Source organism: Methylomonas sp. (assembly GCF_023228165.1).
GTDB lineage: Bacteria > Pseudomonadota > Gammaproteobacteria > Methylococcales > Methylomonadaceae > Methylomonas.
Window position 1 is genome coordinate 112,244 of record NZ_JALOBS010000002.1, and the last position, 26,145, is coordinate 138,388.

Annotated in this window: 28 protein-coding genes; 18 read left to right on the plus strand and 10 right to left on the minus strand. The window is 51.8% G+C overall.

Annotated features, from left to right (window positions below; translation table 11 throughout):
• Positions 1-11: 11 nt before the first annotated feature.
• From M0R33_RS01895 to M0R33_RS01910, 4 genes are read right to left on the minus strand one after another with little or no spacing between them, the layout of a single operon-like run.
• Complete coding sequence (locus M0R33_RS01895; protein ID WP_292564244.1) at positions 12-1,955, minus strand: type VI secretion system tip protein VgrG; 1,944 nt, start codon at positions 1,953-1,955, stop codon at positions 12-14.
• Between the two features lie 53 nt (positions 1,956-2,008).
• Positions 2,009-2,302 (minus strand): PAAR domain-containing protein, encoded by a 294-nt coding sequence (locus M0R33_RS01900; protein WP_292564247.1) that lies wholly within the window; start codon positions 2,300-2,302, stop codon positions 2,009-2,011.
• 15 nt (positions 2,303-2,317) lie between these two features.
• A complete protein-coding gene (locus tag M0R33_RS01905; RefSeq protein WP_292564250.1) occupies positions 2,318-2,908 on the minus strand; it encodes a hypothetical protein in 591 nt (196 codons plus the stop codon).
• A gap of 20 nt (positions 2,909-2,928) precedes the next feature.
• Positions 2,929-4,266 (minus strand): tetratricopeptide repeat protein, encoded by a 1,338-nt coding sequence (locus tag M0R33_RS01910; RefSeq protein ID WP_292564253.1) that lies wholly within the window; start codon positions 4,264-4,266, stop codon positions 2,929-2,931.
• 293 nt (positions 4,267-4,559) lie between these two features.
• Between M0R33_RS01910 and corA the strand changes: the two genes are divergently transcribed.
• Entirely contained in the window at positions 4,560-5,549 is a 990-nt protein-coding gene (gene corA, locus M0R33_RS01915) for a magnesium/cobalt transporter CorA (protein ID WP_292564256.1), read from the plus strand.
• 93 nt (positions 5,550-5,642) lie between these two features.
• On the opposite strand, the gene M0R33_RS01920 is transcribed toward corA, so the two are convergent.
• Together M0R33_RS01920 and M0R33_RS01925 are read right to left on the minus strand one after the other, a co-directional pair.
• A complete protein-coding gene (locus tag M0R33_RS01920; protein ID WP_292564259.1) occupies positions 5,643-8,057 on the minus strand; it encodes an ABC transporter permease in 2,415 nt (804 codons plus the stop codon).
• A gap of 1 nt (position 8,058) precedes the next feature.
• On the minus strand, positions 8,059-8,754 hold the full coding sequence (locus M0R33_RS01925) for an ABC transporter ATP-binding protein (protein ID WP_292564261.1): 696 nt from the start codon (positions 8,752-8,754) through the stop codon (positions 8,059-8,061).
• 81 nt (positions 8,755-8,835) lie between these two features.
• Between M0R33_RS01925 and M0R33_RS01930 the strand changes: the two genes are divergently transcribed.
• Entirely contained in the window at positions 8,836-9,408 is a 573-nt protein-coding gene (locus M0R33_RS01930; RefSeq protein ID WP_292564262.1) for an isoprenylcysteine carboxylmethyltransferase family protein, read from the plus strand.
• Positions 9,409-9,433: 25 nt separating this feature from the next.
• On the opposite strand, the gene M0R33_RS01935 is transcribed toward M0R33_RS01930, so the two are convergent.
• Entirely contained in the window at positions 9,434-9,796 is a 363-nt protein-coding gene (locus M0R33_RS01935; protein ID WP_292564264.1) for a hypothetical protein, read from the minus strand.
• Positions 9,797-10,024: 228 nt separating this feature from the next.
• Here M0R33_RS01935 and queF point away from each other — a divergent pair, with 228 nt between their 5' ends.
• The 14 genes from queF (at position 10,025) to M0R33_RS02005 (ending at position 22,269) form a co-directional block, all read left to right on the plus strand.
• A complete protein-coding gene (gene queF / locus M0R33_RS01940; RefSeq protein ID WP_292564267.1) occupies positions 10,025-10,414 on the plus strand; it encodes a preQ(1) synthase in 390 nt (129 codons plus the stop codon).
• Positions 10,415-10,420: 6 nt separating this feature from the next.
• Positions 10,421-10,705, plus strand: coding sequence for an EscU/YscU/HrcU family type III secretion system export apparatus switch protein (locus tag M0R33_RS01945; RefSeq protein ID WP_292564270.1), 285 nt, complete (start codon positions 10,421-10,423; stop codon positions 10,703-10,705).
• Positions 10,702-11,559: an archaetidylserine decarboxylase gene (gene asd / locus M0R33_RS01950; protein ID WP_292564273.1), complete on the plus strand. Its 858-nt coding sequence runs from the start codon at positions 10,702-10,704 to the stop codon at positions 11,557-11,559. Before M0R33_RS01945 ends, asd begins: the two co-directional genes overlap by 4 nt.
• Before the next feature lie 122 nt (positions 11,560-11,681).
• Positions 11,682-12,029 (plus strand): preprotein translocase subunit YajC, encoded by a 348-nt coding sequence (gene yajC, locus M0R33_RS01955; protein WP_292564275.1) that lies wholly within the window; start codon positions 11,682-11,684, stop codon positions 12,027-12,029.
• 77 nt (positions 12,030-12,106) lie between these two features.
• On the plus strand, positions 12,107-13,954 hold the full coding sequence (gene secD, locus M0R33_RS01960; protein WP_292564278.1) for a protein translocase subunit SecD: 1,848 nt from the start codon (positions 12,107-12,109) through the stop codon (positions 13,952-13,954).
• Positions 13,955-14,008: 54 nt separating this feature from the next.
• Positions 14,009-14,440, plus strand: coding sequence for a nucleoside-diphosphate kinase (ndk, locus tag M0R33_RS01965; RefSeq protein WP_292564279.1), 432 nt, complete (start codon positions 14,009-14,011; stop codon positions 14,438-14,440).
• Entirely contained in the window at positions 14,415-15,530 is a 1,116-nt protein-coding gene (rlmN, locus tag M0R33_RS01970; RefSeq protein WP_292564280.1) for a 23S rRNA (adenine(2503)-C(2))-methyltransferase RlmN, read from the plus strand. Before ndk ends, rlmN begins: the two co-directional genes overlap by 26 nt.
• Positions 15,520-16,290 (plus strand): type IV pilus biogenesis/stability protein PilW, encoded by a 771-nt coding sequence (gene pilW, locus M0R33_RS01975; protein ID WP_292564281.1) that lies wholly within the window; start codon positions 15,520-15,522, stop codon positions 16,288-16,290. The genes rlmN and pilW overlap by 11 nt, the downstream gene beginning before the upstream one ends.
• 17 nt (positions 16,291-16,307) lie before the next feature.
• The gene (hisS, locus tag M0R33_RS01980) at positions 16,308-17,606 is read left to right on the plus strand and encodes a histidine--tRNA ligase (RefSeq protein ID WP_292564282.1); all 1,299 of its coding nucleotides are present in this window, start codon (positions 16,308-16,310) and stop codon (positions 17,604-17,606) included.
• 18 nt (positions 17,607-17,624) lie between these two features.
• Positions 17,625-18,287: a tetratricopeptide repeat protein gene (locus M0R33_RS01985; protein ID WP_292564283.1), complete on the plus strand. Its 663-nt coding sequence runs from the start codon at positions 17,625-17,627 to the stop codon at positions 18,285-18,287.
• A 13-nt stretch (positions 18,288-18,300) separates the two neighbouring features.
• On the plus strand, positions 18,301-19,515 hold the full coding sequence (gene bamB / locus M0R33_RS01990; protein WP_292564284.1) for an outer membrane protein assembly factor BamB: 1,215 nt from the start codon (positions 18,301-18,303) through the stop codon (positions 19,513-19,515).
• A 5-nt stretch (positions 19,516-19,520) separates the two neighbouring features.
• Complete coding sequence (gene der, locus M0R33_RS01995; protein ID WP_292564285.1) at positions 19,521-20,912, plus strand: ribosome biogenesis GTPase Der; 1,392 nt, start codon at positions 19,521-19,523, stop codon at positions 20,910-20,912.
• A 22-nt stretch (positions 20,913-20,934) separates the two neighbouring features.
• Positions 20,935-21,441, plus strand: a complete 507-nt coding sequence (tpx, locus tag M0R33_RS02000) for a thiol peroxidase (protein ID WP_292564286.1) — start codon at positions 20,935-20,937, stop codon at positions 21,439-21,441.
• Between the two features lie 54 nt (positions 21,442-21,495).
• On the plus strand, positions 21,496-22,269 hold the full coding sequence (locus M0R33_RS02005; RefSeq protein WP_292564288.1) for a hypothetical protein: 774 nt from the start codon (positions 21,496-21,498) through the stop codon (positions 22,267-22,269).
• 60 nt (positions 22,270-22,329) lie between these two features.
• On the opposite strand, the gene fchA is transcribed toward M0R33_RS02005, so the two are convergent.
• Positions 22,330-22,959 (minus strand): methenyltetrahydrofolate cyclohydrolase, encoded by a 630-nt coding sequence (gene fchA / locus M0R33_RS02010; protein WP_292564290.1) that lies wholly within the window; start codon positions 22,957-22,959, stop codon positions 22,330-22,332.
• 9 nt (positions 22,960-22,968) lie between these two features.
• Positions 22,969-24,342: a cysteine--tRNA ligase gene (cysS, locus tag M0R33_RS02015; protein ID WP_292564292.1), complete on the minus strand. Its 1,374-nt coding sequence runs from the start codon at positions 24,340-24,342 to the stop codon at positions 22,969-22,971.
• 111 nt (positions 24,343-24,453) lie between these two features.
• Here cysS and M0R33_RS02020 point away from each other — a divergent pair, with 111 nt between their 5' ends.
• Both M0R33_RS02020 and M0R33_RS02025 read left to right on the plus strand, forming a co-directional pair.
• Entirely contained in the window at positions 24,454-25,035 is a 582-nt protein-coding gene (locus M0R33_RS02020) for a peptidylprolyl isomerase (RefSeq protein WP_292564294.1), read from the plus strand.
• Between the two features lie 49 nt (positions 25,036-25,084).
• Positions 25,085-25,813 (plus strand): UDP-2,3-diacylglucosamine diphosphatase, encoded by a 729-nt coding sequence (locus tag M0R33_RS02025; protein ID WP_292564296.1) that lies wholly within the window; start codon positions 25,085-25,087, stop codon positions 25,811-25,813.
• 123 nt (positions 25,814-25,936) lie between these two features.
• On the opposite strand, the gene M0R33_RS02030 is transcribed toward M0R33_RS02025, so the two are convergent.
• Positions 25,937-26,137 (minus strand): DUF2892 domain-containing protein, encoded by a 201-nt coding sequence (locus M0R33_RS02030; RefSeq protein ID WP_292564298.1) that lies wholly within the window; start codon positions 26,135-26,137, stop codon positions 25,937-25,939.
• Positions 26,138-26,145: the final 8 nt, after the last annotated feature.

Below are 26,145 nucleotides of genomic sequence, written 5' to 3' on the forward strand. Positions count from 1 at the left end.
GATAGACCGACTTAATTAATCATTACCACGCCGCCTTTAACGGTTAGCATTGCATCACCGCTAACCGTGGTGGTGAGGCCTTTAAGATCGGTTGTGGTTTGCCCTTCAATTTTAATCATCAAGCCTTTGATTGTTACGCCGGTTTGATCGATTTTCACACTATTCTGGCCGACTTTTAGCTCAATCGACTGCATGGCTTCTTCGGTGATTTTACCTGTGTCTACCTTCACCGAGCGGTTGCCCATTCCTACTGTAATTTCATCATTACCCTGTTTGATTTCGGCCGTTCTATTACCCATTTTGACAGTGAGCAAATCATTGCCCTGATCTAGAGTTACCGTTCGATCATTGTAAATGTCGACCTTCTGGTCACCGGGATCTTTTTTGTCAAAGCCGATGGTATGAACATCATCGTTTTCTACCACCCGGGTAAAGTTCTTTTCGGCATGCATGTACAGCTCTTCATCGCCTTTTTTGTCTTCAAACCGAATTTCATTGAAATTATCGGACGAGCCGTCTTTGCTGCTGCGCGACTTTATCCCGCTTTGCGTTTTGTTGGCATCCAGATCGTAAGGCGGCATTTGGTCCGCATTATAGACCCGCCCGGTCACGATGGGCCGATCCGGATTCCCCTCCAGAAAATCCACAATCACTTCCTGCCCGATGCGCGGGATATGGATGGCACCCCAATTTTTGCCCGCCCACACTTGGGCAACCCGTACCCAACAGGAGCTGTTTTCGTCGTTTTTACCCTCGCGGTCCCAATGAAACTGGACTTTGACGCGACCGTACTTATCGGTGGTAATTTCGTCGCCGGATTTCCCCACCACAATAGCGGTCTGCACGCCTTGCACAATCGGTATACGACTGACTCTTGGCGCCCGGTAATTGAATTTACTGCTGATGACCGTATACAGGCACTGATAAGGCTCCAGGCAATCGGCAATGCCAAACGATTCGTAACCGTTGTTTTGCAGCTGGATTTGAGTGGAAACAGCGATATATTCCTGGTTTTGGTCTTTGCGCGGAAACTCGATCAGGTCGAATTTATTCCCTGCCGCCAGACTGCGCGTATTGCCGGAGGCGGACATATACTCAAACCCGGCCCGCATCTCCTGCATTCTGACTTTGGCGTAATGATCCCCATCCGCCGTTTTGATGTAATTCCCGGGATAGTCATAAACCTCTTTACTATCTTCTTCATGTCCGCCGGGATCATTAGAGGTCGTTTTCAATTCGGCTTTCGGCTTCTCAAAATCAAAATCATCATGTTCATAAACCCCACTTTGGATTTCTTCGCTGACACGCCACTCAAAAATATGTTCTTCATTGCGGCGGCCTTGATTTTCGGGCGGTAAATAACGAATTTTCTGCTTGGCCGGTTGCGCATGACCGGAACTGTCATCGCACAGCACCATGGTATGCTGACTATCGGTATGCTTAAAATAATAATAAATACCCTCAGCCTCCATCAGGCGGCTGATAAAATTAAAATCGCTTTCCCGATATTGCACGCAATATTCACGCGGCTCATAGCTGCCGGCCAACTTATTCTCTAAATCGGTGTATCCGTGCTCGGCCAGCAGCTTTTTTACGATATCCGGAACCGACAAATTGGAAAAAATTCTGCAATTACTGGTTCTGGACAACAGCCAAGCTTTAGGTCGCAGGGTCGCCCGGTAATAATACAAGCGGCCCAGCATGCCAAACAAACTGATACGCGTCACGACATCATGTAAAGAGCGATGCTTACCGTCCGGCAACAACAGTTTGACTGTGGTACTTTTGCCCAGCAAAGCCTTTAAATCGATATCGTTTTTTTCGCTGAGCAACTCCAGCTCATATTCAAATAACTGACTCAAATGCTCGGTGCCGGTCATTCGATATAACAGCAAATCAGTCTCACCCAACGGGGTGGTTACCGAAGCTATCCGATCACTTTGAGATAGAGCCATGATTGAAATCCTATAGTCCGCATATCATTTGTGTAACATTTTCAGCCAAAAGGTCAGCCGCCTATCAAAACCGTCGGGCAACCCAGCACGATCACTCCGCCATGAGCGGTCTGATCGCCCATTCTGGCCGCCGGCATTTTACCGATCAAAACCGTTGCCGACCCTTTCACTATTGAATCCGGCGGACCAACGCACACCGCCATATCGCCAACCCGAGCGGCCGGCATTTTACCTATCAGGGTAGTCACCGCGCCCGGCGGTAAAATAGGGCCTCCGACATGCGGCACAGGCCCGGTAAACATCGGACATACGTGCATATCGGTAATTCTCGAAGCCGGTTGACCCATCGCTATCTACTCCAGTTAACCTTGCCAAAGCCGTCCATTACCACCATTGGCAATGTCGATGCCCTGTTCCAAAAAAAACAGGTATTTATCATTGGCCCTTTCCGGCTGGCTTTGCACCGCCGCCAACATAACCGCGCCAGCGACTGCCTTGGCAGTCAAATTGTCCGCGGGCGGTACCGCCGGAACATTTTCCGGCGCCATACTGCCTTCACTCCAGAACGCCCCCATTCCCGCCCAAGCGGCGGGATTTTCGAACGACGCAGCCTCGGCGCTGTTAAAGGCTTGGCGCCGATTGGTTTCCGTGGGCTTATAGACCCATGCTTCGGCCGCTTCCACGGCTTGCGCAAGCTTTGGTTCGGGTTTTTCCAGCATGCAACTGCGAGCACTCAGGCATGCCCACCAAACCGCCTCCCGTTTTGGTAATGCCCTGGCCAAAAAACGCACGGCATCAGGGTACATTTTTTGCTTGATCAAGCTCTGCAAAAAATCCAATGGTGATGGATCGGAAGCCAGACCGGTCCGAGCCTGTTGATCCAGCTCAATATCCTGGCAAATGAGCGCCGCTTTCGGGACTAAAATCTTATTTAATGACACCAAATCAGCCATATATTTTCCACTCGTTCACTTTACTGACTCAAAACCTTGCGGGCAACCACCAAAAACCCATCGACCGGCACCCCACCTTCATAGCGTAACATGACTCTTTCCAATTTGATCATGGTAAAACCGGCCGCTAATATGACATCTTGAATATAAGCTTCGGTATGACTAAATCGGCCATGAGGTTGGATTTTAAACCCTTGCGCAATGTCTTCCTCGAACTCTTCCAAGGTAAATACAAAGTGGCCGCCGGGCAACAATACGCCCGACACCGCCAGACATACCGCTTCCAGATCGCCAAAGTAAACCAAGGTATCGGCGGAGACAACCACGTCACTCCGCGCTGGGTAAGAGACGATACATTCGGTTAACTCGGCATGCAGCAAATCGTCGTAACACTCACGCTTTTTGGCTTTTTCCAGCATTTTGGCGGATAAATCAATGCCCACCAATTGTTTGGCGTAAGGTTTCAATAAAGGCCCGCAAAGGCCGGTTCCACAACCTGCATCCAGAATATCCAAACCCGTTTGGGTTTGGTTAAAAATATCCTTGACCGCGTCGGAGACTAAAAACGGCGCCTTGTACTCCAGGCGCTTAAGTACCATATCGAAGCTGTCGGCAAAATCGTCGAAGGTTTGGGTAATGTATTCATCCGAGGCCCTGGGAAGATCGAACTCGCCGGTATAAGACCGTAAGCGGTGTAACGCCAGCGGGTTTTCCGGGTCGTGTTCCAGCCATTGTTTTACCAACACAATGGCGTCTTCGGCCTTGCCCTGCAGACACATGGCCGCACACAGATTTTCGTAATTTTCAGCGTTATAAGGTTTTAAACCGATGACTTTTCGATACGCCTCGATGCATAAAGCGAATTCACCCTGTTTTTTATAGGCATTACCCAAATTACGATAAAACTCGGCATTTTCCGGCATTAACGCAATCGCTTTAGAAAAAGCCTCAATCGCGTCTTCTATGCGTGACAACTGGCTTAAAACCACCCCGAAATTATTAAAAGCCGCCGCATTATCCGGATTCAGATCCAGCGCTTGGCTATAACTATGCGCAGCCTTTTCGAAATCTTCCAGCCGGTTAAAAATATTGCCTAAGTTATTATGGGCATCCGAATATTCCGGCGCTTCAGCAATCGCTTGCTCAATGAGACCGATCGCCTGCGTGTTATCACCCTTTTGGTGCATCAGTAATCCCAAAAAATGTAAAGCTTCAGGAAACCGAGGATATTGCTCGAGAATAGTGCGATACAGCTCTTCAGCGTCATCCAGCTCTCGCGACTGATGCAGTCTAATGGCCAAAGCCAACGCATAATCCAAATCCAAAGCTTTTGCAGCCGGCTCATCTTTGCTTGTCATGAATCAATCCAATACTTAAAAATAAAATATGGCCCTATTTAGCCCAAATCGGAATCACTTTATGTTTTTGTAGCATAACTATAGCCCTAAAATGCCGCGGCAGACCGATACGTTTAGCAATTTGCCATAAAGATTAAACCGCTTCATGATAACCAAGCGAATATTGCCAGCGAATTTTTATAGGCCTGATTTTAACCGAACAAGATAGCCTCTTCGATGCGAAGCTATTTAAACCATGCTATCCACTTACTCAAGCCTAGCAATTAAAACGCACTCAACTCTGGAGATCACTTTTGCCAAACACCGACACTAACAACACGATCATGAAAGGCGTTGCGTATCACCATGGGGTCAAAGCCGGCGACGTCGACATTGACCGTATCAGTGAAGCCATTAAACAGCCTGATCATTTTATCTGGCTGGGCTTACGCGAACCGGACCCGGATTTACTCGCCGCCATACAAAATGCCTTCGGATTACATGAGTTGGCAGTAGAAGATGCCCGCTCGGCGCACCAACGACCAAAACTGGAAGAATATGGCGACTCGTTGTTTATTGTTTTACATACCGCCGTGTTGGTAAATGACGGCATCGAGTTCGGCGAAACCCATTTTTTCGTCGGCAGCCATTTTCTGGTCACGGTTCGCCATGGGGCTTCGCTCGGCCACAACAAAGTGCGCGCCCGCTGCGAGGCATTGCCGCACCAACTGGCTAAAGGCCCGGGTTTTGCACTCTACGCCATCATGGACTTCATCGTCGACAATTACATGCCAGTATTGGACGGCTTACAAGCCCGTTTTGACGAACTGGAGTCGGCTATATTCACCAACCATCCCAGCCGGCAAACCATGGAAGGCCTGTACGAATTGAAACGCGAGCTCATTCAGATGCAAGGCGTGATCATGCCGGTCATCGATATTTGCAACGTATTGATGCATTCGCATGAAATCAATATCCCTAAAGACGTGCGCTTATATTTTCGGGATATTGCCGACCATATCAGCCGTATAGACCGCGCCATAGACGGCATTCGGGAAATGCTGATTGCCGCGATGCAGGTACATTTGACGCTTGAGACCGTCAGGCAAAACGAAGTCGTGAAAAGGCTAGCCGGCTGGGGGGCAATCGTGGCCATCCCCACCATGCTGTTCAGCTGGTACGGCATGAACTTTAAACATATGCCGGAGCTGGAATGGGAATATAGCTATCCGCTGGTGGTCGGCGGTGTTTTATTTGGCAGCTTGCTACTCTATTGGCGCTTAAAACGTTCAGGATGGCTATAGCGTTGTCGACTCAATCAATAAATATTGAAATATTCACTGGATAATCCGTCCCAGCAGAAATAAAGATCGGGGGAGGGGACGACATTCAATCTATCAATGCTCCAGACTGCTTTTGACCGTCATCCCCGCAGCCTGGCGAGCCGGCCAATAGGAAGCCAGCCAAGCCAAACCGAGTACTATGCCCAACCAACAGAGCGCTGCCAATCCGGCAAACGTAAAATCCAAGGTTATGCCGAATAAAGTCTGCCCTAGTCGTTTGGCCATCGGCTCGGCTGCCAGGTAGGCCAATGGCAAACTCAAAACCCAGGCCAGCACGCCATGCAGCAGCCCTTCGCTTAAAAACAAACCGAATATTGCTTTTGACGGTGCGCCAATGGCCCGCAACACCCCGATCTCGCGCCTGCGTTGTAAGACACCGATAGCCAAGGCGCCGGATAGCCCAATGCCGCCCACGGCCGCAATCATGCAGGCCAATCCTATCAGCGTACCAAGCATCGGCTTGAACTGATTGCGGGCAAATAGCCGTTGTTCCAGGACGCCCTGAGTGTTATAGACATCCAAAGGCATTCCGGCGGCTTGAAAACGGCTCTTTAACGTCTGCAAATAATCGGCTTCCTCGGCGACAGAAGTAATCGGGGCTTGTATCAGGGCAAAAGTGGCCGAATCCGGTTGTTGCGTCAGCTGCTGTATCGTTTCCAGTGGCGCATATACCGGTTCGACATTGTAACTGCTGCCAACCAACCAACGGTAAGTGCCGATCACTTGCCAACTTTGCCGTTTTGACCCTATCGCCACGTCCAGCCTATCGCCCGTCTGAATGCCGTTTAAAGCGGCCGTATCGGCGCTCAACACCAATACGGACTGCCCGGTATCCCCGGCACGGAACCAGCGGCCGGATTCGATTAATGGCTGATACATATCCCCGGCAACCGGCAGTGCCAGTATTTGCGTCCCCAGACTGCCTTTTTGCCGTAAAACCTGACCGTTTTTAGTCATTTCCAACGGCAAACGCCGCCACGGTTCGATTTGCCGAGTACCTGGTAATGACTCGGCAATTTCCCTGATTTTGGCCACAGGCTGGTCGGCAGCGAACCCCAACCGCACCGCATAACGGCTGCGGGCCATTTCATTGTCCAATGTTAAATTCAGCGAGGCGGCCAGGCACATCAATACCAAAAACATCACCCCCGCGACGATTAACACGCTTTGAGTCAAAACAAACCGACCCTTATGCCGAAACAGGTTGCCCAAAGCAGCCGCGCGTAACGTCGACAACCAGCGGGCACCGAGGCGTTCCACCCAACGGTCGAAACAGTTGCCGCCAAAATCCGCACCGAGTCCATAACTGGCCATTGCCATCCGCACATTCAGGCCGGCTCCACGCCAAATTGGCCCCAACCCGGCCAACAACGGCACCAGGATGCCGCCCAACACCATCAGGTAAACCGCCCGCCTTGAATATTTAAAGCCGCCGCAGTCGATGTTGAATACGGCTAACAACTGACAAGCACTCAAGTCCGCCGTCAACAATCCGACAGGCATTGCCACCGCAATCGCCAGCAGTGCCAGCAACAGAATTTCAGCCAGATAAACCGCGGCAATAGTCAGGTTGCCGCCCCCCAGTGATTTCATCACGCCGATTTGATCGGTTTGTTGGGTAATATGCGCGGAAACGGTGTTTAGGACCAGCACGCTGGCCAACGCCAACGACACCAGAGCCATGATTTGCAAAACGCCATTGATACCGGCCATGAAAGGTCGGCCCCAATGCTTTTGCGGGTCTTGCAACAAAGTCACATTCACGGCAATGCCGTGCCTGGAAAACAAGCTACCCACCTCTCCGGCTACTGTACGGGCTTTATCCTCACTATACGGAGGCGTCACTTGCAGCAATACCTGCCGAAAAGTATATTCGGGTACGCCAAACCATGCCGCACTGGCGCTATCGGCAAAAAAATGCAGTTGCCCGCCGAATTTCGGCGGCTTAACGAAAGGATGCCGAGCGACGCCACCAAGCGCAAAGCGGCGGTTTCCCGCTTCGGTTGCCAATTCCAGGCTGTCGCCAATTCGCAAACCGGCGTAATGGGCCGACAAGCTTTCGACGGCTATCTGCTCGGCGGATGGCCAGCGGCCGGCATCCAGACTGATTTTATCGAAGCGTTGCGCTGCAAAATCAGAACGGATGATCACTGTCGCCAACGTCCAGGTTGCGGTATCCGAACGCCGAAACCTTACGGTAACAGGCGTTTGCGTATCAACTGCGGCAACCCCTGGCAAGGCTTTTACTTGCGTCAGTAACGCCATGTCGGCATCGCCGCGTAAAATCAGATTGATATGCGAAGGCTGCGACCGTCGGTGGGCGGCGTCCATTTGGCTGAGCTGTAAATCGATCATGCCGAACAAGGCACCGACACAAAACACCCCGGCCGCCATACTGGCCACGGCCAGCAGACTCCGCGACTTTGACAGTCTCAGGTCGGCAATCGCCTTGTACCATAAAGTATGCAAATCAGCCTACCCGCGCCAGTGTATCGGCATGAATGCGGCCGGAACGGATTTCCAGCTTGCGGCTGACGGCATCGGCAAGCGCCTCGTTGTGCGTCACCACCACCAGGGTTTTGCCCCGCTCGCGCAAATGAGCAAATAAATCGAATACCTCATCGGCGGTAGCGGCATCCAGATTACCGGTGGGTTCGTCGGCTACAATCAGCGGCGGATCATTCGCCAAAGCGCGAGCAATCGCTGCCCGTTGTTGCTGTCCGCCGGAAATCTGGCTGGGTAAACGGTCGGCGGCCTCGGCCAGACCGACCTGCTCCAGTAACTGCATAGCCCGCTGCTGTCGTTGGCGCTTGGGCAACTTACCCAAAAAATCCATTGGCAACACAGTGTTTTGCAACAGGTTTAAAGTGGGTAACAATTGAAAAAATTGAAACACGATGCCGACATTCGCTCCGCGCCATAACGTCAACTTTTCGTTACTCAGCTTTTGCAAGGCAGCACCGTTTACGATTACTTGACCGCGACTGGGATGATCGATCCCGGTCAACAAATTCAGTAAGGTCGATTTGCCGTTGCCGGACGGCCCGACAATGGCCACAAATTCGCCCGGGAAAATTGTCAGATTGATATCGTGCAGCACGGTTTGCAGCACACCGGCCTGCGGGTAATCCTTGTAAACCTGTTTCAGTTCAATGATATTCTTCATATTGGCCGGCAAATTGGGCTATGTTACATGAGGCACGGCCATGCCGGCTGACTCCATTATGATATTGAAACAGGAGCTAAAATGACATCCGTTCGCCTCGTCTGGTTGCTGCTTTGCCTGCTCTGGGTCTTTGCGGAGATTAGGCTAGCCCGACAATCGCGCCCGGATAGTCGATTTATCCTGACTATCGAGTGCCGATCGCAACGCTGGCTATGGTTAAGCATTCTCGGTAGTTTGGTGTTGGCCTTTAGTTTCAAACTACTGGCCTGGATACCGATTCCTATACCGTATCTGCCCAGGCAATTATTGGCAATGCTGGTATTCGGTTGCGGTTTGAGTCTTAGATTTTGGGCAGTTACACAATTAGGCCAATTTTTTACCACGCACGTCACCATCCAGCAGCAACATCAATTGATTACCAGCGGACCTTACCGCACCATTCGCCATCCGGCCTATACGGGTTTACTGCTGGCGCTTGCCGCGGCTGGATTGGCAATGGGAGATTTTCTGGCCTTGTTGTTTTTAACCATCCCCATATTTTGGGGCTTTCGAACCAGAATCAATATCGAAGAAAAAATGCTGCTGCAACAATTCGGCGCTGTCTATGCGGCTTATTGCCAGACCCGCTGGCGTTTACTGCCCTGGCTTTATTGATGTACCAGGGCGCTTCGGCAACCGATTAAGCCAAAGCATTTGCCACTCTGGTTGGAGAAGCATTGGCGAAGGCATTTTTTGCTTGGTTAGGATCAGTTTGGATAGCGGTAATGATATTGCTAGCAGCTTCCTGCGCTTTTTGGCGATCCGGGATTTGAGTTTGATTGGTCGCCTGTTTTACGGAATCGGTATTAGACAGCTTCAAGGCTTCCGTCGATATGGTGGCGCTATCCCGAGCAACGCTATTGTCTTTATCACCATCACGGTCGCTTGGAACTTTGTTCCGTTGACCGGCTGAGCTATCAAGTTCCGCTGCTTTGGTGCCGGCTGAACTATTTCTGCCTACGGATATGTTTTTTTGACTTGGATTTAATGCGGTAATGTCCATCATCGACCTCCCATGGAAACATTGGTAGCATCAAGTGACACTACGGCTCGATTCTACCGCAATTTTTCAAAATTATCGGTAGATATTTTGAATAACCGGACTTACCGCACACTAAGCGAGGCCTGCTTTGCAACTCATTGAAGTTAATCTTTAAATTTTTCCACGCGCATAGCTGATAAAATTCACAAACGCGGTACGCGGATTGATTAAACTAAATGAAAAACAGTAATGACTACAAAACCCAGCCCAGATTTAACCACGTTCGAAAACCCCAGACCGGAGCGCGACTTCACCATTCGTATCGACATTCCGGAATTCACCTGCCTGTGTCCGATGACCGGACAGCCTGATTTCGCCAAACTGGTGATCGAATATGTGCCTGACAAACTATGCGTGGAATTGAAATCGCTGAAACTCTATATGTGGACATTCCGCGACCGAGGCGCCTTTCATGAAGCCGTTACCAATGAAATTCTGGACCATATCGTTGCGGCTATTTCGCCTAGCTTCATGCGCCTGCGCGCCGAGTTCAATGTGCGCGGCGGCATCTACACCACGGTGATTGCCGAGCATCTCAATCCCGATTGGCAGGCGCCGACAGTCGTCAACCTACCTTAACGCGTTGTGAGCGGCAAAACCTTTTATACCAGCGATATCGCCGTTGCCTTAAAATACGACGGCAAAAATGCGCCGAAAGTCACCGCCAAAGGCGAAGGTTTTACCGCTCAGCAAATTTTAGCGATTGCCGAAAAACACGGCGTGCCATTGCAAAACGAACCCGAACTGGCGCGCATCCTGGCCCAGGTACCGCTGGGCGATGAAATTCCCCAGCAGCTATATATCGCCGTAGCCGAAGTGATCGCCTTTGCCTACTTTATCAGCGGAAAAACTCCCGACTCCGAATCATGACCTTAAAAGATATTTTTACCGTACTCCCCCAATACGTTTTACCTCATCACGCCCTGTCCGGACTGATGTCTAAACTGACCCACTGCGAAAACAGCGTATGGAAAAATCTGTTCATCAAGCTGATTGTCCGTATGTACGGCGTGAATATGAACGAAGCCAAATTTCAGGATCTGGATCGTTACGCCAGCTTTAACAGGTTTTTTACCCGTGAATTAACGGAAGGCAGCAGGCCCGTAGCGCCCGCGCATGATGCCATCGCCTGCCCCGCCGACGGTGCCGTAAGCCAGGCCGGCCCAATTGAGAACGGCCGGATATTTCAAGCCAAGGGCCATAGCTATACTGCATTGGAATTACTGGGCGGCGACGCCGAGCGCGCCAAAGCCTTTGAGAACGGCTCTTTCACCACCATATACCTGTCCCCCAAGGATTACCACCGCCTGCACATGCCGTTGACAGGCACTTTGAGAGAAATGGTGCATATTCCCGGTCGCCTGTTCAGCGTCAACAATACCACCGTCAATGCCGTGCCTAATTTATTTGCCCGCAACGAACGCGTGGTCTGTATCTTCGACACCGAAGCAGGACCGATGGCATTGGTTTTGGTCGGCGCGATTTTCGTATCCAGCGTGGAAACGGTTTGGCACGGCGTCGTCACCCCACCGTCCATCAGCACACCCAGGACCTGGAAATATCAGGACAACGCCCCCACCATTGAAAAAGGCGCGGAAATGGGTCGCTTCAATATGGGTTCGACCATTATCGTGCTATTCGGCAAAGACAAAACAGCCTGGCTGGATAATCTGACGGCCGGCAAGCCCGTAAAACTAGGCGAACAGATAGGTCGTTGTTTTTGATAACAACTCTAAAAACAAGCCGATATGCGATAACCGGCACGACTGTGGCATAATGCCCGACTTTCTGGTCAAACACCAGACACTGATTACAACACGACGATAATAATTTTAAGAGGATAACAATGAGCTTTTTTATCTCCGACGCCATGGCCCAAGCCGCGCCCGTAACTTCACAACCCGGTTTCGAAGGCATGCTGTTTCCATTGGGTATTTTAGTTTTCTTTTATTTTCTGTTCATCCGCCCGCAATCCAAACGCAACAAAGAACAAAAACAAATGCTGGCCGCGCTGAGCAAAGGTTCGGAAGTCGTCACCTCCGGCGGTATTTTAGGCAAAGTGGCGGATCTGGACGACAATTTCGTCAAACTGGAAGTAGCCGAAAACAGCTTTATTCAAGTACAACGCCACGCCATCGCCAACATGATGCCTAAAGGCACTTACAAAACCTTGAATAAAAAACCAAAAATTTAAGTTTTCCGCGATTCATTTATCCACTCACACTTGATCCTTGGTAACAGCGCAGTTGTCTCTGCTTTAACGGAATAACCATGCAAAATCACTTCCCGCTTTGGAAAAACATCCTGGTCCTGACCGTTCTGGTTTTTGCCCTAATTTATTCGCTGCCAAATCTTTTTGGAAACGACCCCGCAGTGCAACTGGCTTCCAGCAATTCAACTCCGCTGCAACAAGCTCAAGCCGATGAAGTGGCTGCCACGCTTAAAAATGCCGGCTATGTCGTCAAGGCTTATGACTTTAAAGACGGCAAAATCCTGGCTCGCTTCAATAACACCGACGAGCAAATGAAAGCCGCGGATCTGCTCAGAAACAAAATGGCCAATCAAGCGACCGTGGCGCTGAATCTGGCGCCGGCAACGCCCGGCTGGCTGAATGCGCTGGGTGCGGAACCTATGTATTTAGGCCTGGACTTGCGCGGCGGCGTGCATTTTCTACTTGAAGTGGACATGGACACGGCACTGAAACAAGCCGATGAGCGTTACAATACCGATATCCGTAGCGCATTCAGAGACGCCAAGGTCCGCTATCAATCCGTCACGAAAGAAGCCAACGGCATCAAAGTGGTGTTGCCCGACGAGGAAAACCGGGTAGCTGCCGCGGCAGTGTTGAACAAGGATTTCCGTAACCTCGATCTAGCCGAAAGCGGCCCCAATGAATTTTTGCTGACCATGCCGGAACGTGAAATTCTGGCCATCAAAAAATCCGCACTGGACCAAAACATTACCACCCTGCGTAACCGCGTCAACGAACTGGGTGTAGCGGAACCGATTATTCAACAACAAGGCAGCAACCGTATCGTGGTGCAATTACCGGGGGTACAGGATACTGCCCGCGCCAAGGAACTGCTAGGCACTACCGCCACGCTGGAATACCGTCTGGTCGACGTGGAACATGATGTCAAAGCTGCGGTGGGCGGCCACGTGCCGGTAGGCAGCCGTCTGTATTACGACAAAAACGGTGCGCCGATATTGCTGAAACGCTCGGTTATCGTTACCGGCGACCAAATCACCGACGCATCCTCCGGCCTGGATCAAGACGGCCAGGCAGCCGTATTCATCACTCTGGATGGCGTCGGCGCCAAAAAAATGGGCAAGCTGACCCAGGAGAATATCGGCAAGCCGATGGCCGTGGTATTCATCGAATATAAATCAGATACTCAAGTCGTCGACGGCAAAAAAGTTCAACATAAGGAAAAAGTCGAAAAAGTCATCAGTGTCGCCACCATTCGCGACTCTTTCAGTAAGCGATTCCAGACTACCGGCTTGGATAACCCGCAGGAAGCCCGCACCCTAGCCTTACTATTAAGAGCCGGCGCCTTGGCTGCGCCGGTTGAAATCGTCGAAGAACGCACTGTCGGCCCCAGCTTGGGCCAGGAAAACATCGATCAAGGCATGACCTCCATCCAGGTGGGTTTCTTACTGGTGGTGGTGTTCATGATCATTTATTACCGCGCTTTCGGCTTGATTGCCAACTTCGCGCTGGTCTTCAACGTGGTGTTACTGATCGCCATTTTGTCGTTATTGCAGGCTACGCTAACCTTACCCGGCATGGCCGGTATCGTTTTGACCGTCGGTATGGCCGTGGACGCCAACGTCTTGATTAACGAACGTATTCGCGAGGAACTGCGCAACGGCAACAGCCCGCAAGCCAGCATTTATGTCGGCTATGAAAAGGCTTTCGCCACCATTCTAGACTCCAACGTCACCACGCTTTTGGTAGCCTTGTTGTTGTTCGGTTTCGGTACCGGCCCGGTCAAGGGCTTTGCCGTGGTACTGTGTCTGGGCATCTTGACCTCGATGTTTACCGCCATTACCGGCACCCGTATGCTGGTGAACTGGATCTACGGCGACAACCGCCGCATCGAAAAACTGTCTATCTAAACACGCTATAATTTTCGGAAATTTTTATCATTAACCTTAACTGGAGTTTAAAAAATGGCAATTGAACGTACTTTCTCTATCATCAAGCCGGATGCAGTCGCTAAAAACGTGATTGGAGAAATTGTCAGCCGCTTCGAAAAAAATGGCTTGCGCGTCGTAGCATCCAAAATGCTGCAATTGAGCCAAGAACAAGCTGAAGGTTTTTATGCCGAACATAAAGAACGTGGTTTTTTCAAAGACCTGGTTAGCTTTATGACATCCGGCCCAGTTATCGTGCAAGTACTGGAAGGCGAAAACGCAGTATTGAAAAACCGTGAACTGATGGGTGCGACCAACCCGAAAGAAGCAGCTCCCGGCACCATTCGCGCCGACTTTGCCGTCAGCATTGATGAAAATGCCGTGCACGGTTCCGATGCGCCGGAATCTGCTGCAAGAGAAATCGCTTACTTCTTCTCAGCCGATGAACTCTGCGACCGCATCCGTTAAGCCGACGCTGATTAATCTGCTGGATTTCGACAGAAAAGGCCTGCAAGTCTTTTTTGTCGGTCTGGGCGAAAAGCCGTTTCGCGCCACCCAGCTGCTGAAATGGATTTATCAGGAAGGTGTGGTCGATTTTGAGGTAATGACCAACCTGAGCAAATCGCTACGCCAGTACTTAAAAGATAACTGTCATATCCAAACCCCGGAAATCGTCGCCGAACAACTGGCTTCGGACGGCACCTGTAAATGGGCCATGCAGACCCATTGCGGCAATAAGGTGGAAACCGTCTACATTCCGGAAGAGCGTCGCGCCACCTTGTGCATTTCTTCGCAAGTCGGCTGCGCCTTGGCCTGTAGTTTTTGCTCCACCGCTCAACAAGGTTTTAATCGCAATCTGTCCACCGCGGAAGTCATCGGCCAGCTATATCTGGCGCAACAACGCCTGGGCCCGGAGCACCGGATCACCAACGTAGTCATGATGGGCATGGGCGAGCCTTTACTGAATTTCGACAACGTTGTCGCCGCCATGAATTTGATGATGGACGACTTTGCCTTCGGCCTGTCCAAACGACGGGTGACCATCAGCACATCCGGCGTGGTGCCGGCCATGCATAGGTTGCACGACGTCTGCGATGTCAGCATGGCGGTATCGCTGCACGCGCCAAACGACGAACTACGCAACCAACTGGTACCCATCAACATCAAATATCCGTTGGCGGAATTGATGGATGCCTGCCGTGCCTATGCTCAAAATGGCCCGCGCAAGCACATCACCTTTGAATATGTGATGCTGGATGGTATCAACGACAGCCCGCAAGACGCCAAAATGCTGGCGAAACTGTTGAAAACAGTGCCATCAAAGGTCAACCTGATCCCGTTCAATCCGTTTCCGCAATCGCAATACCGTTGTTCGGAGATGGCAACCATTTTGAAGTTCCGCGACATATTGCACAATGCCGGTATTGTCACCACCATACGGAAAACCCGTGGTGAAGATATTGACGCCGCTTGCGGGCAACTGGTCGGCCAAGTTCAGGATAAAAGCCGCAGGCACTTAAAACTGCAAGCCGCAAGGACCACACCCCATGCTATTTAAAGGTAGCTTGCATTTTCTGGCTATCGCTGCCGCCTGTGTGGTCATCGGCGCCTGTGGCTTACTGCCCAGCTTTGGCGGCGACGGCATGAATGATCATGAAAAAGCTAACCTGAATTTGCAGATGGGCGTGCGGTATCTGGACCTGGGTATGCTGGAAGTGGCCAAGGAAAAGCTGGAAACCGCTTACGATCTGGAGTCCGGCAATCCGGAAACCCTGAATGCCCTAGCGGTATTTTACGAACGCATCAAAGATGACGATCAGGCCGCCGAATTTTACCAAGCAGCCATCGGCAAAGACCCCGAGAATTACAGCACCAAGAACAATTACGGACGCTTTCTATGCGAACGCGGCAAGTACGAAAAAGGCATGGCGATGTTGCAGGAAGCTTTGAATTCACCGATGAATCAACGCCCATGGCTGGCCTTGAGCAACATCGGCATTTGCTTGGTGTTGCAGAACGACCCGGCCAAAGGCGAAGAATATCTGCGACGCGCGCTGACCGGCAACCCCGGATATCCACCCGCCTTACAGGAAATGCTGAAAATCAGTTACAACAATCAGCAATACATGTCGGCGCGGGCCTTTTTAGAGCGTTATCTGGCTGTCGCCAAACACACGCCTGAAACCCTTTGGTACGGTTTTCAAACCGAACGGGCCTTGGGCAACCGTCAGGCAGCGGAAAACTACAAAGAACAATTACTGATTAATTTTCCAACCTCAACCGAGGCCCTACAAGCCAAATCCGCGATCAGCAAATAATCCGGCAACGAATACACATGGCAAAACAACAACAGGCCATTCAGGCCATCCGCGGAATGCACGACATTCTGCCCGATCAATCCCCTTACTGGCAGTGGCTGGAACAGAACGCCAGACAAGTACTCGGCTGTTACGGCTATCAGGAAATCCGCCTGCCCATCGTTGAAAAAACCGAGCTGTTCAAACGTTCCATCGGCGAAGTCACCGACATTGTCGAAAAGGAAATGTACACTTTCGACGACAGAAACGGCGACTCGCTCACCTTGCGCCCGGAAGGCACCGCCGGCTGTCTGCGTGCCTGCCTGGAGCACGGCTTGCTGCATAACCAGACCCACCGCCTGTGGTATTACGGCCCGATGTTTCGCCACGAACGTCCTCAAAAAGGCCGTTACCGGCAATTTTATCAACTGGGCGTGGAAACCTACGGCATGCCCGGCCCTGACGTCGATGCGGAAATGATACTGCTCACCGACCGGCTGTGGAAAAAACTCGGCATCCGCGACAAAGTGGCATTACAGTTAAACTCCTTGGGCACCAGCGCTGAGCGCGCCGCCTATCGCGGGGTTCTGGTCGAGTATTTCAAGCAACACATCGACGTGTTGGATGAAGATAGCTTACGCCGTCTGGAAACCAATCCACTAAGGATATTGGACAGCAAAAACCCGGACATGCAATTAATGTTGCGCGATGCACCGGTTTTGCTGGAACATTTGGGCGAAGACAGCTTGCATCACTTCAACAGCCTGAAAAGCATGCTGGACGAACGGGGCATCGCGTATCAACTGAATACCCGTCTGGTACGTGGTCTGGATTATTACGGCAAAACCGTGTTCGAATGGGTCACCGACGAACTCGGTGCTCAAGGCACCATCTGCGCCGGCGGCCGTTACGACGGCCTGATCGAACAACTGGGCGGCAAAGCTAATCATGCCATCGGTTTCGCCATGGGTATGGAACGTATCCTGGCGCTGGTTGAGCAACTCGATACGGTGGTTCTTGAACCCAGCGTGGACGTCTATTTGATTCGGGTCGGCGCTGCAGCCGAAAAGGCCGGCCTGCAGTTGAGCGAACAAATCCGCGACCAAATTGACGGCTTGAAATTACAAGTCAATTGCGGCGGCGGCAGCTTCAAAAGCCAATTCAAAAAAGCCGACAAATCCGGAGCTGCATTTGCGATTATCATAGGCGACAATGAAGCCCAACGCGGCGAAGCGGCTTTAAAATCGCTGCGCGTCGAGCAGGAACAAACCACATTAAGCCAAGCCGCCTTGCTGGAAACGCTCAAGGCTTGGCATCACAACAAAACTCTTGCATAACCTTAACCGAGAAATACCGTGGCTATTTACGATACCGAAGAAGAACAAGTCGAACAGTTAAAAAAATGGTGGGAGGCGAATAGTACCTCCCTGGTTGCCGGGGTCGTCACCGCCATCCTGCTGGTAACCGGATGGAATGTCTGGCAAAACCATCAATTCGAACAACGCAGTCAAGCCTCTCAGCTGTATCAAAATTTGCTCGCCAGCGAAGCCAAAAGCGATTCGGCCTCGATCGAGAAGCTGGCCGACCAACTGGCCGTCGAACACGGTTCAATAGCTTATGCGCATTTTGCCGCGCTGGCAAAAGCCAAAAGCAAAGTCGAACAAGGCGACCTGGAAGCGGCAAAGGCGATTTTGCAACAACAAGTGCAAAATGGCGGTGATGAGGAATTACGGCACGTTGCCCGTTTACGTTTGATACAACTAATGCTGGCTACCGGCCAACATGAAGAAGGTTTGAAATTGATTGCCGCCATCGACCCGGCCAGCACCGAAGGTTTTGCCGCCAGTTATGACGAACTGGAAGGCGATTTGTACGTGGCCATGGACCGCTTTGACGAAGCCCGCACCGCCTATCAGAATGCCATCAGAACCGGCCAGGCGACTGCTTTGACCCAATTCAAACTGGATGACATTGCCGCCCCCGCATTCAATCCAGCCGCAGCGAACCTACCACAGTGACGCCCCTGAAATCATGCTGAAACCCGTGTTCATTCCATTTCGCACACTCCCGGTGTTGTTTGCCAGCCTGCTATTGCTTTCCGGATGCGCGGGCTTGGATGCAGGCAGGGAGATGCTGTCGGGACTCTCCGACACTATTTTCGGCGAAGACGACAGTGCCGATCCGCCGGCAACATTGCTCGAGTATCCAGCGGAATTACAAATTGATGTGTTATGGAAGGAATCGGTGGGAGATGGCGCGGACAAGCAATATCTGAAGCTGATTCCCGCCGTACAGGGAGACAGAATCTTTGCCGGTGACCGTAAAGGCACCTTGCAAGCCCGCAACGTAGCAAACGGCGATTTGGTCTGGGAAACCAAAACCGAGTTTGCATTCTCCTCCGGCCCGGGCTTAGGCCGGCAAGCCTTGATCATGGGCTGCACGTCCGGCGAAGTGATTGCTTTCGATATCGGCAGCGGCGAACAAAAATGGCTGACCAACGTACCTAGCGAAGTACAAGCCGTGCCCGTCATTGCCAAAGGAATCGTGATCGTGCGCACCACCGACGGCAAAGTCATGGGCTTGCGGGAAGAAGACGGTGCCCAGTTGTGGGTATCGGAGAACAGCGTTCCGGCCCTGAGCATACGCGGCGCCGGCGCGCCTATCGTGATCGACAACACCGCCATCGTTGGCTCGGCAAACGGCAAGATGCAAGCATTGCAACTCAACGACGGCAAAAACCTCTGGGAAGCCACCATCGCCATGCCCACCGGCCGATCGGAAGTCGAACGACTGGTCGACCTGGATGTCGATCCGGTGGAAAACCGTGGGGCCATTTATATTTCCAGCTTCAATGGCGGCACCACGTCGGTATCCGAGCTGGATGGCGACATCATCTGGCGTAATCCGGATATTTCCTCGTATACCGGCATCAGTGCCGATTACCGTTATTTGTATATCAGCGATACCAAAAGCGAAGTCTCGCAACTGGATCAACGCAACGGCGCCTCGTTGTGGAAACAAAGAGATTTGCACAACCGCCAACTCACAGCCGCCGTGGTTTACGACAATTATGTGGTAGCCGGCGATTTCGAGGGTTATGTGCACTGGTTATCCATTAGCGACGGCAGGCAGCTCGGTCGCATTCAAGTCGCAAGCTCGCCGATCGAAGCCAAACCGGTTATCGTCGGCGGAACTGTATACATTTACGCAAAAGACGGCACCCTCGCAGCCTTAAAAGCGAGATAAACACTATGCTTCCAGTCATCGCCTTGGTTGGCCGACCCAATGTCGGCAAATCCACTCTGTTCAATTATTTAACCCGCAGCCGCGAGGCGCTGGTCGCCGATTATCCCGGCCTGACCCGCGACAGGCAATACGGCCGCGTCAAGCGCGGCGAACGCGATTGCCTGGTGGTCGATACCGGCGGCATCACCGACGACCTGGAAGGCATTGATATATTCGCCAAGAAACAGGTGGAAATTGCCCTGCAGGAAGCCGACGTGGTGTTCTTTATGGTCGACGCCCGCGACGGCATCAATGCCTCCGACGAAGCGATAGCCGACATGCTGCGCAAATTGGGCAAACCGGTAGTATTGGTGGTCAATAAAATAGACGGAATCGACAGCAATACCGTGACCCATGATTTTTATAGTCTGGCGTTGGGCGAACCCGTGCCGATTGCCGCTTCGCATGGTCGCAATGTCCATGAATTGTTAGGCCGCATCGACGATCTGATTCCGCCGGTGGAAGACGAATTCCAAGAACAAGACCCCGGCATCGCCATCGCCATCGTCGGCCGACCCAACGTCGGCAAATCAACGCTGGTCAACCGCCTGCTGGGCGAAGAGCGAGTAGTGGTATTCGATGAAGCGGGCACCACCCGCGACAGTATTTACATTCCTTTCGAACGCAACCAGCAGAAATTTACCTTGATCGATACCGCCGGCATGCGCCGCCGTGCCAAGGTGTCGCTGACCGTGGAAAAATTCAGCATTATCAAATCCCTGCAAGCCATCGAAAAGGCCCATGTGGTGATTTACTTGATCGACGCCCGCGAAGGCGTCACAGATCAGGATGCGCATATCCTGGGATTGGTACTGGAAGCCGGGCGGGCCTTGATTATCGGCTTAAACAAATGGGATGGTCTGGATGCCGAACACCGTGCCTTCGTCAAAAAGCAGATCGAAATCAAATTGCCGTTTATGGACTTTGCCGAAAAACATCCGATTTCGGCCTTGCACGGTAGCGGCGTCGGTAAACTATTCGACGTTGTGCATAGCCTTTACGATGCGACCATGATAGACATGTCGACCCCGGTATTGACCCGCATCCTCAGCGACGCCGTCGCCTCGCACCAGCCGCCGCTGGTTGGCGGCCGCCGCATCAAGCTGAAATACGCGCATCAGGGCGGTCGTAATCCACCGATAGTGGTAATTCATGGCGTGCAAACCGATTCCCTGCCCGACTCTTACAAGCGCTTTTTAATGAACTACTACCGCGAACAGCTGCGCTTGAAAGGCACTCCGGTCCGCTTGGTGTTCAAATCGCCCGAAAATCCTTTCCAGGGCCAGAAAAACAAGCTAAGCGACAGGCAGGTTAAAAAACGTAAACGCCTGATCAACTTTACTAAACGCAAAAAATAGATATTCACTCGGGAGCGCGCACATGGCCACCATTACCTTTCAAGGCAAACCCATCAACACCATAGGCGATCTGCCGGCTGTCGGCGGCAAAGCGCCTGATTTCAAACTCACCAACCGCAAAATGCAGGATGTGGGTCTGGCCGAGTTTGCCGGCAAACGCAAGGTCATGAATATCGTGCCCAGCCTGGATACGCCGACTTGCGCCACCTCGACCCGCAAATTCAACGAAAAAGCCGCCCATCTCGATAACACGGTGGTATTGGCGATTTCCGCCGACCTGCCGTTCGCTCAGGCCCGCTTCTGCGAAATTGAGGGCATCAAGCATGTCACCGCTCTGTCCACTTTCCGCTCCGGTTTCGCCCATGATTATGGCGTTCAATTGCTGGATAGTATTCTGGCCGGCTTGACCGCTCGAGCAATTGTGGTTATCGATGAAAACGACCAGGTCGTCTATACCCAATTGGTCAGCGAAATTGCCGATGAGCCGGATTACGTCACAGCCCTGGCAGTGCTTACCCACAAGGACTAACTGAATCGTTCGGTATTTGCTGCTCCGAAACTACCGTTATTTCTCAACAACAATATGCCCAGGCAACCCAGTAATTGTCGCGGCTGTGGATGCCAGCTTTCGACTATACAACGCATCCGCGGCATATGCGACAACCCGGAATGCCGTCGCAAGGATGTCAATTTCCAACAGCAGCAACGGCGTCAGGCGGCATTACAGATCATTCGCGACCAGATACCCGCCTCCTGGCGGACCAGTACCAGCGTGGCTTTTCTGCCCCGCAATACCAATCGTTTGGTGCCACTATCCGAGACCCGCATCGAAGCGTTAAGGCAACATCTGGAACAAATCATAACGGAAGCTAGAGCATTGCCAGCCCCCGCGTTCGAGGTTGTTAAGGAAACCTCGGCCACAACTAATGGCGTTGACGCCAAGCAATCCGCTTTGCCTGTATTAGATGCCGCCTGCGGACTTTGCGGCGGCCATTGCTGTGCCACGGGAGGCAATTCCGCCTGGCTTGAACCCAATACTATCCGGCGATTGCAATGGCAACGACTGCCGGTGGCCGACACCCGGATTATTGAGCATTATCTTGGTTTTGTACCGGAGGTCGGCTACGAAAACAGTTGCATTTACCACGCAGAGAATGGTTGTTGCCTGCCTCGCACCATGCGCTCCAATGTATGCAATCAATACCTTTGCAAGGGCTTATCCGAAGTCGTGCAAGGTTTAGAGGATGGCGACGGACGCTGTGTGGCAGCTACTGTAATTGGCGTCGCACCAATTAGCATCGCTTTAGTCGACGCTTTGGGCATTTTAGAAACCCACAAACCCGCCGGCAAAAATTGAAGCCGGGGTTAAGCCAAAACTTAACCCCGCATTTAGCGGCTTGTGCGGCAAAAACAAAAATTATAATTTGGCGTTAACGATTTGATAAATATCTTCCGCTTCACTATCGGCATTTTGCACAAGCGCCTGTAATTCCGCCAACCTGGCCTCGGCGAATTCGCGGTCTTTCAGACTGGCCGCGTTGATAGTCACATTTAGAGCCGCGCTTTTCAACCCGGCGTACGCCGCCATGACCGCCACCCCAGCATCGCTGATCACGCCCAGATTACCTTTCTCGGCCGCTGTCCGACTCAAGGCGATGGCTTTAGCGCAGGCTTTGCCGCAGGCCAAGGGCACCTCGGTAGCGTCCCTCAACACCCGTTGGATTTGAGTACTGCGCCGAACTTTTTCCTCGTCGCTGGATTTGGGCAAGCTGTAGCAAGCCATCAGTTTGTCGAACACGTCGACATCGGCCTTGATCATACCGAGCAGCGTTTCCCGCAAGGCTTCGGACTCGGCCAGCAAGGCCCGCATGTCGGCTTCTACTGCTGCATATTTGGGTTTGCCCAGGGTCAGGTTGCAGACCATGCTAACCAGAGCTGCGGCTTGCGCGCCCATCACTGCGGCGGCACTGCCGCCGCCCGGCGTGGCTTGTTTGCCGGCCAGTTCGTCCAGAAAAACCTCTATGCTTTTGTCTTTGATCTCAGTCATGTTGTACCTTTAATTCTCGCGGCGCCAGATAGTGTTACCGCCGGCCACATCTTCCAATACGATGCCTTGCCCTTTGAGCTGATCGCGAATCGCATCGGCCCGAGCCCAGTCTTTGTTGGCTTTGGCCGTTTTACGGGCCGCTATGCGTTGTTCGATTTCAGCCTCGCTCAAACTGTCGATTGCCGCACCGCCTTTCAGAAAACTGTCGGGGTCGTCCTGCAACAAACCAAGAATTCCGGCCAGTTGTTTCAAGGTTACCGCCAGCACGATTTTATCTTCGGCTTTGTTAAGTTCGCGGGCTAAATCGAATAACACCGCCAGCGCAACCGGTGTATTGAAATCGTCGTCCATGGCCTGCTCGAAGCGCTGTAGGTAATTGGTATCGATAGTTACGCCGGTAATCTCCACGCCTCTTAGCGCCGTGTACAAACGGGTCAGAGCCGTACCGGCATCGTCCAGTTGCTCGTCGGAATAATTTAACGGGCTGCGATAATGGCTGGAGAGGATGAAAAAGCGGATCACCTCCGGACGATATTGTTTGAGCACCTCGCGCACCGTGAAAAAGTTGCCCAAGGATTTAGACATTTTCTCTTCATTAACCCGCACGAAACCGTTGTGCATCCAGTAATTGACGAACGGCTCGCCGGTGGCGCCTTCCGATTGGGCGATTTCGTTTTCATGATGCGGAAACTGCAAGTCCATGCCGCCGCCATGGATATCAAAATGGTTACCCAGGCAGCAGGTGGACATGGCCGAGCATTCGATATGCCAGCCTGGACGGCCTTGCCCCCAAGGCGAATCCCAAAACGGTTCGCCGGGTTTGGCCATTTTCCACAACACGAAATCCAGCGGATCGCGTTTTGCGTTATCCACATCCACCCGCTCCCCGGCGTTCAAATCGTCGATGTGTTTACCGGACAACTTGCCGTAGCCCTGAAAACGGTTCACCGCATAAAACACGTCGCCATTTGCGCCGACGTAGGCGTACTCTCGCTCGATCAGAGCAGCGATCATGCTGATGATATCGGCAATCGACCGGGTGGCCTTAGGCTCAATATCCGGAGGCAATACGGCCAGTGCCCGCTCGTCTTCATGCATGGCTTCGATGAAACGTTCGGTTAGCGCGGAAAAATCCTCGCCGTTTTCGTTGGCCCGCTGAATGATCTTGTCGTCGATGTCGGTAACGTTACGCACATAGGTCAACTGGTAACCGGCATGGCGCAGATAGCGAGCGACGGTATCGAACACCACCATCACCCGGGCGTGACCGATATGGCAATAGTCGTACACCGTCATGCCGCAGACATACATACCGACTTTGCCGGGCTGTTTGGGGATGAATTCTTGCTTGCTTCGGGTCAGGGTGTTGTAGATTTTCAGCATCGGAATGAGTTGGATACAGCGAAAGACTGAGCAATCTATCAAGATTCCAGCTTCTCTTTCAAGATAAAAACACATAGAATTCGCGGCTTGCAGCGAATTTTAGGAGCTAATATGCGCAAACCCTTTGTTTACCTGATGCTGTTTTTGTTCTCAACCCTTTCTTTTGCAACGGAAAAACAAATGTCCGACACCCAAACCAAAGTAAAAATGACCACTTCTCTGGGCTCTTTTGTCATCCAATTGGATAATGCCAAGGCCCCCGTTTCCGCCGCTAATTTTGCCGAATACGTCAAAAGCGGTTTCTATAACGGTACTATTTTTCACCGCGTAATTCCAGGCTTCATGGCCCAAGGCGGCGGCTTTGATACCAGCTTCGCACAAAAAGAAACCAAAGCGCCGATTAAAAACGAAGCCGATAATGGTTTGAAAAACATACGCGGCACGCTGGCGATGGCCCGCACCAACGATCCCAATTCCGCTACCGCGCAGTTTTTCATCAACCTTAAAGACAACGGATTTTTGGACCATACCAACCCAACCCCCAGCGGCTGGGGCTATGCGGTATTCGGCGAAGTGATCGAAGGCATGGAGGTCGTGGATGAAATGGCCAAACAAGCGACCGGTAACCGCGGCATGCATCAGGATGTGCCTAAAACCGACATCGTGATCGAAAAAGCCGAAATCATCGAGTAAACGATTCATTCAGGTTCCGCCGGCCTTGGGCGGAACCGCATGCCATCCCTTGAAAACAGACATCCTGTTCATCTCAGACCTACACATCTCGCTGGAAAAAACCGAGATTACCCGGCGTTTTCTACATTTTTTGCAGCATCGCGCCAAGCAAGCACAGGCTTTATACATACTCGGCGATTTATTCGATGCCTGGATTGGCGACGATGACAACACGCCGCCCAATAAAGCCATCAAAAAAGCCCTTAAATCGTTAGCCGCTGCCGGGACCCGGGTTTTTCTGCTGCAAGGCAATCGGGACTTTCTATTAGGCCCACGCTTTGCCGAAGAAACCGGCATGACATTGCTGGATGAATACAGCGTGATCGATTTAGACGGTCATCCCGCCCTGCTGACCCATGGTGATTTGCTGTGTACGGATGATTTACCTTACCAGGCGTATCGAATCAAATCGCACAGTCCGGAATGGCAACAAAATGTGTTGGCCAAACCATTATGGATACGTTTGCTGGCGGCACGCTGGTATCGTCTGCGCAGCTACTTTCATAAGCGCAACAAAACTCAGGAGATCATGGATGTCAATCAACAAACGGTTTTGGATATCTTGCAAAAACATCATTGCCTGACCCTTATTCATGGACATACCCACCGTCCCGCAACCCACGATTTGAGCGTTGACGGACAGCCCGCCCAGCGCATTGTATTGGCGGACTGGAAGAAAGACAGCGGGGAATGTTTGCGTTGGAATGGACTGTCATTTCAACGCGAATTGCTGCCATAAAAACCAGTAGGCAAAAAAAATCCGGCAGCACTTTGATTGAATCTCAGCGCCACCGGACCTATTACTATCTCCGCAAAAACAGACTTTGAATTTACCTAGAAGTTCACTCGGTAATCATTTTTTTTAAAAAGCACAGCCGGGTTTGACGCCCAGTTTTTTCAAGATAATGGCCAACGGACAAAAACCGGTAAACGACGCCTGCAACAAATTGGCCCCGACTAAAGCGGTCAACCACAGCCAATTGGGCGAGTGCCAATGGGCCAAGGCCAAACTAATCAAAATAAAAGTACCGGCAAACGCCATTACCATACGATCGATAGACATGACAACCT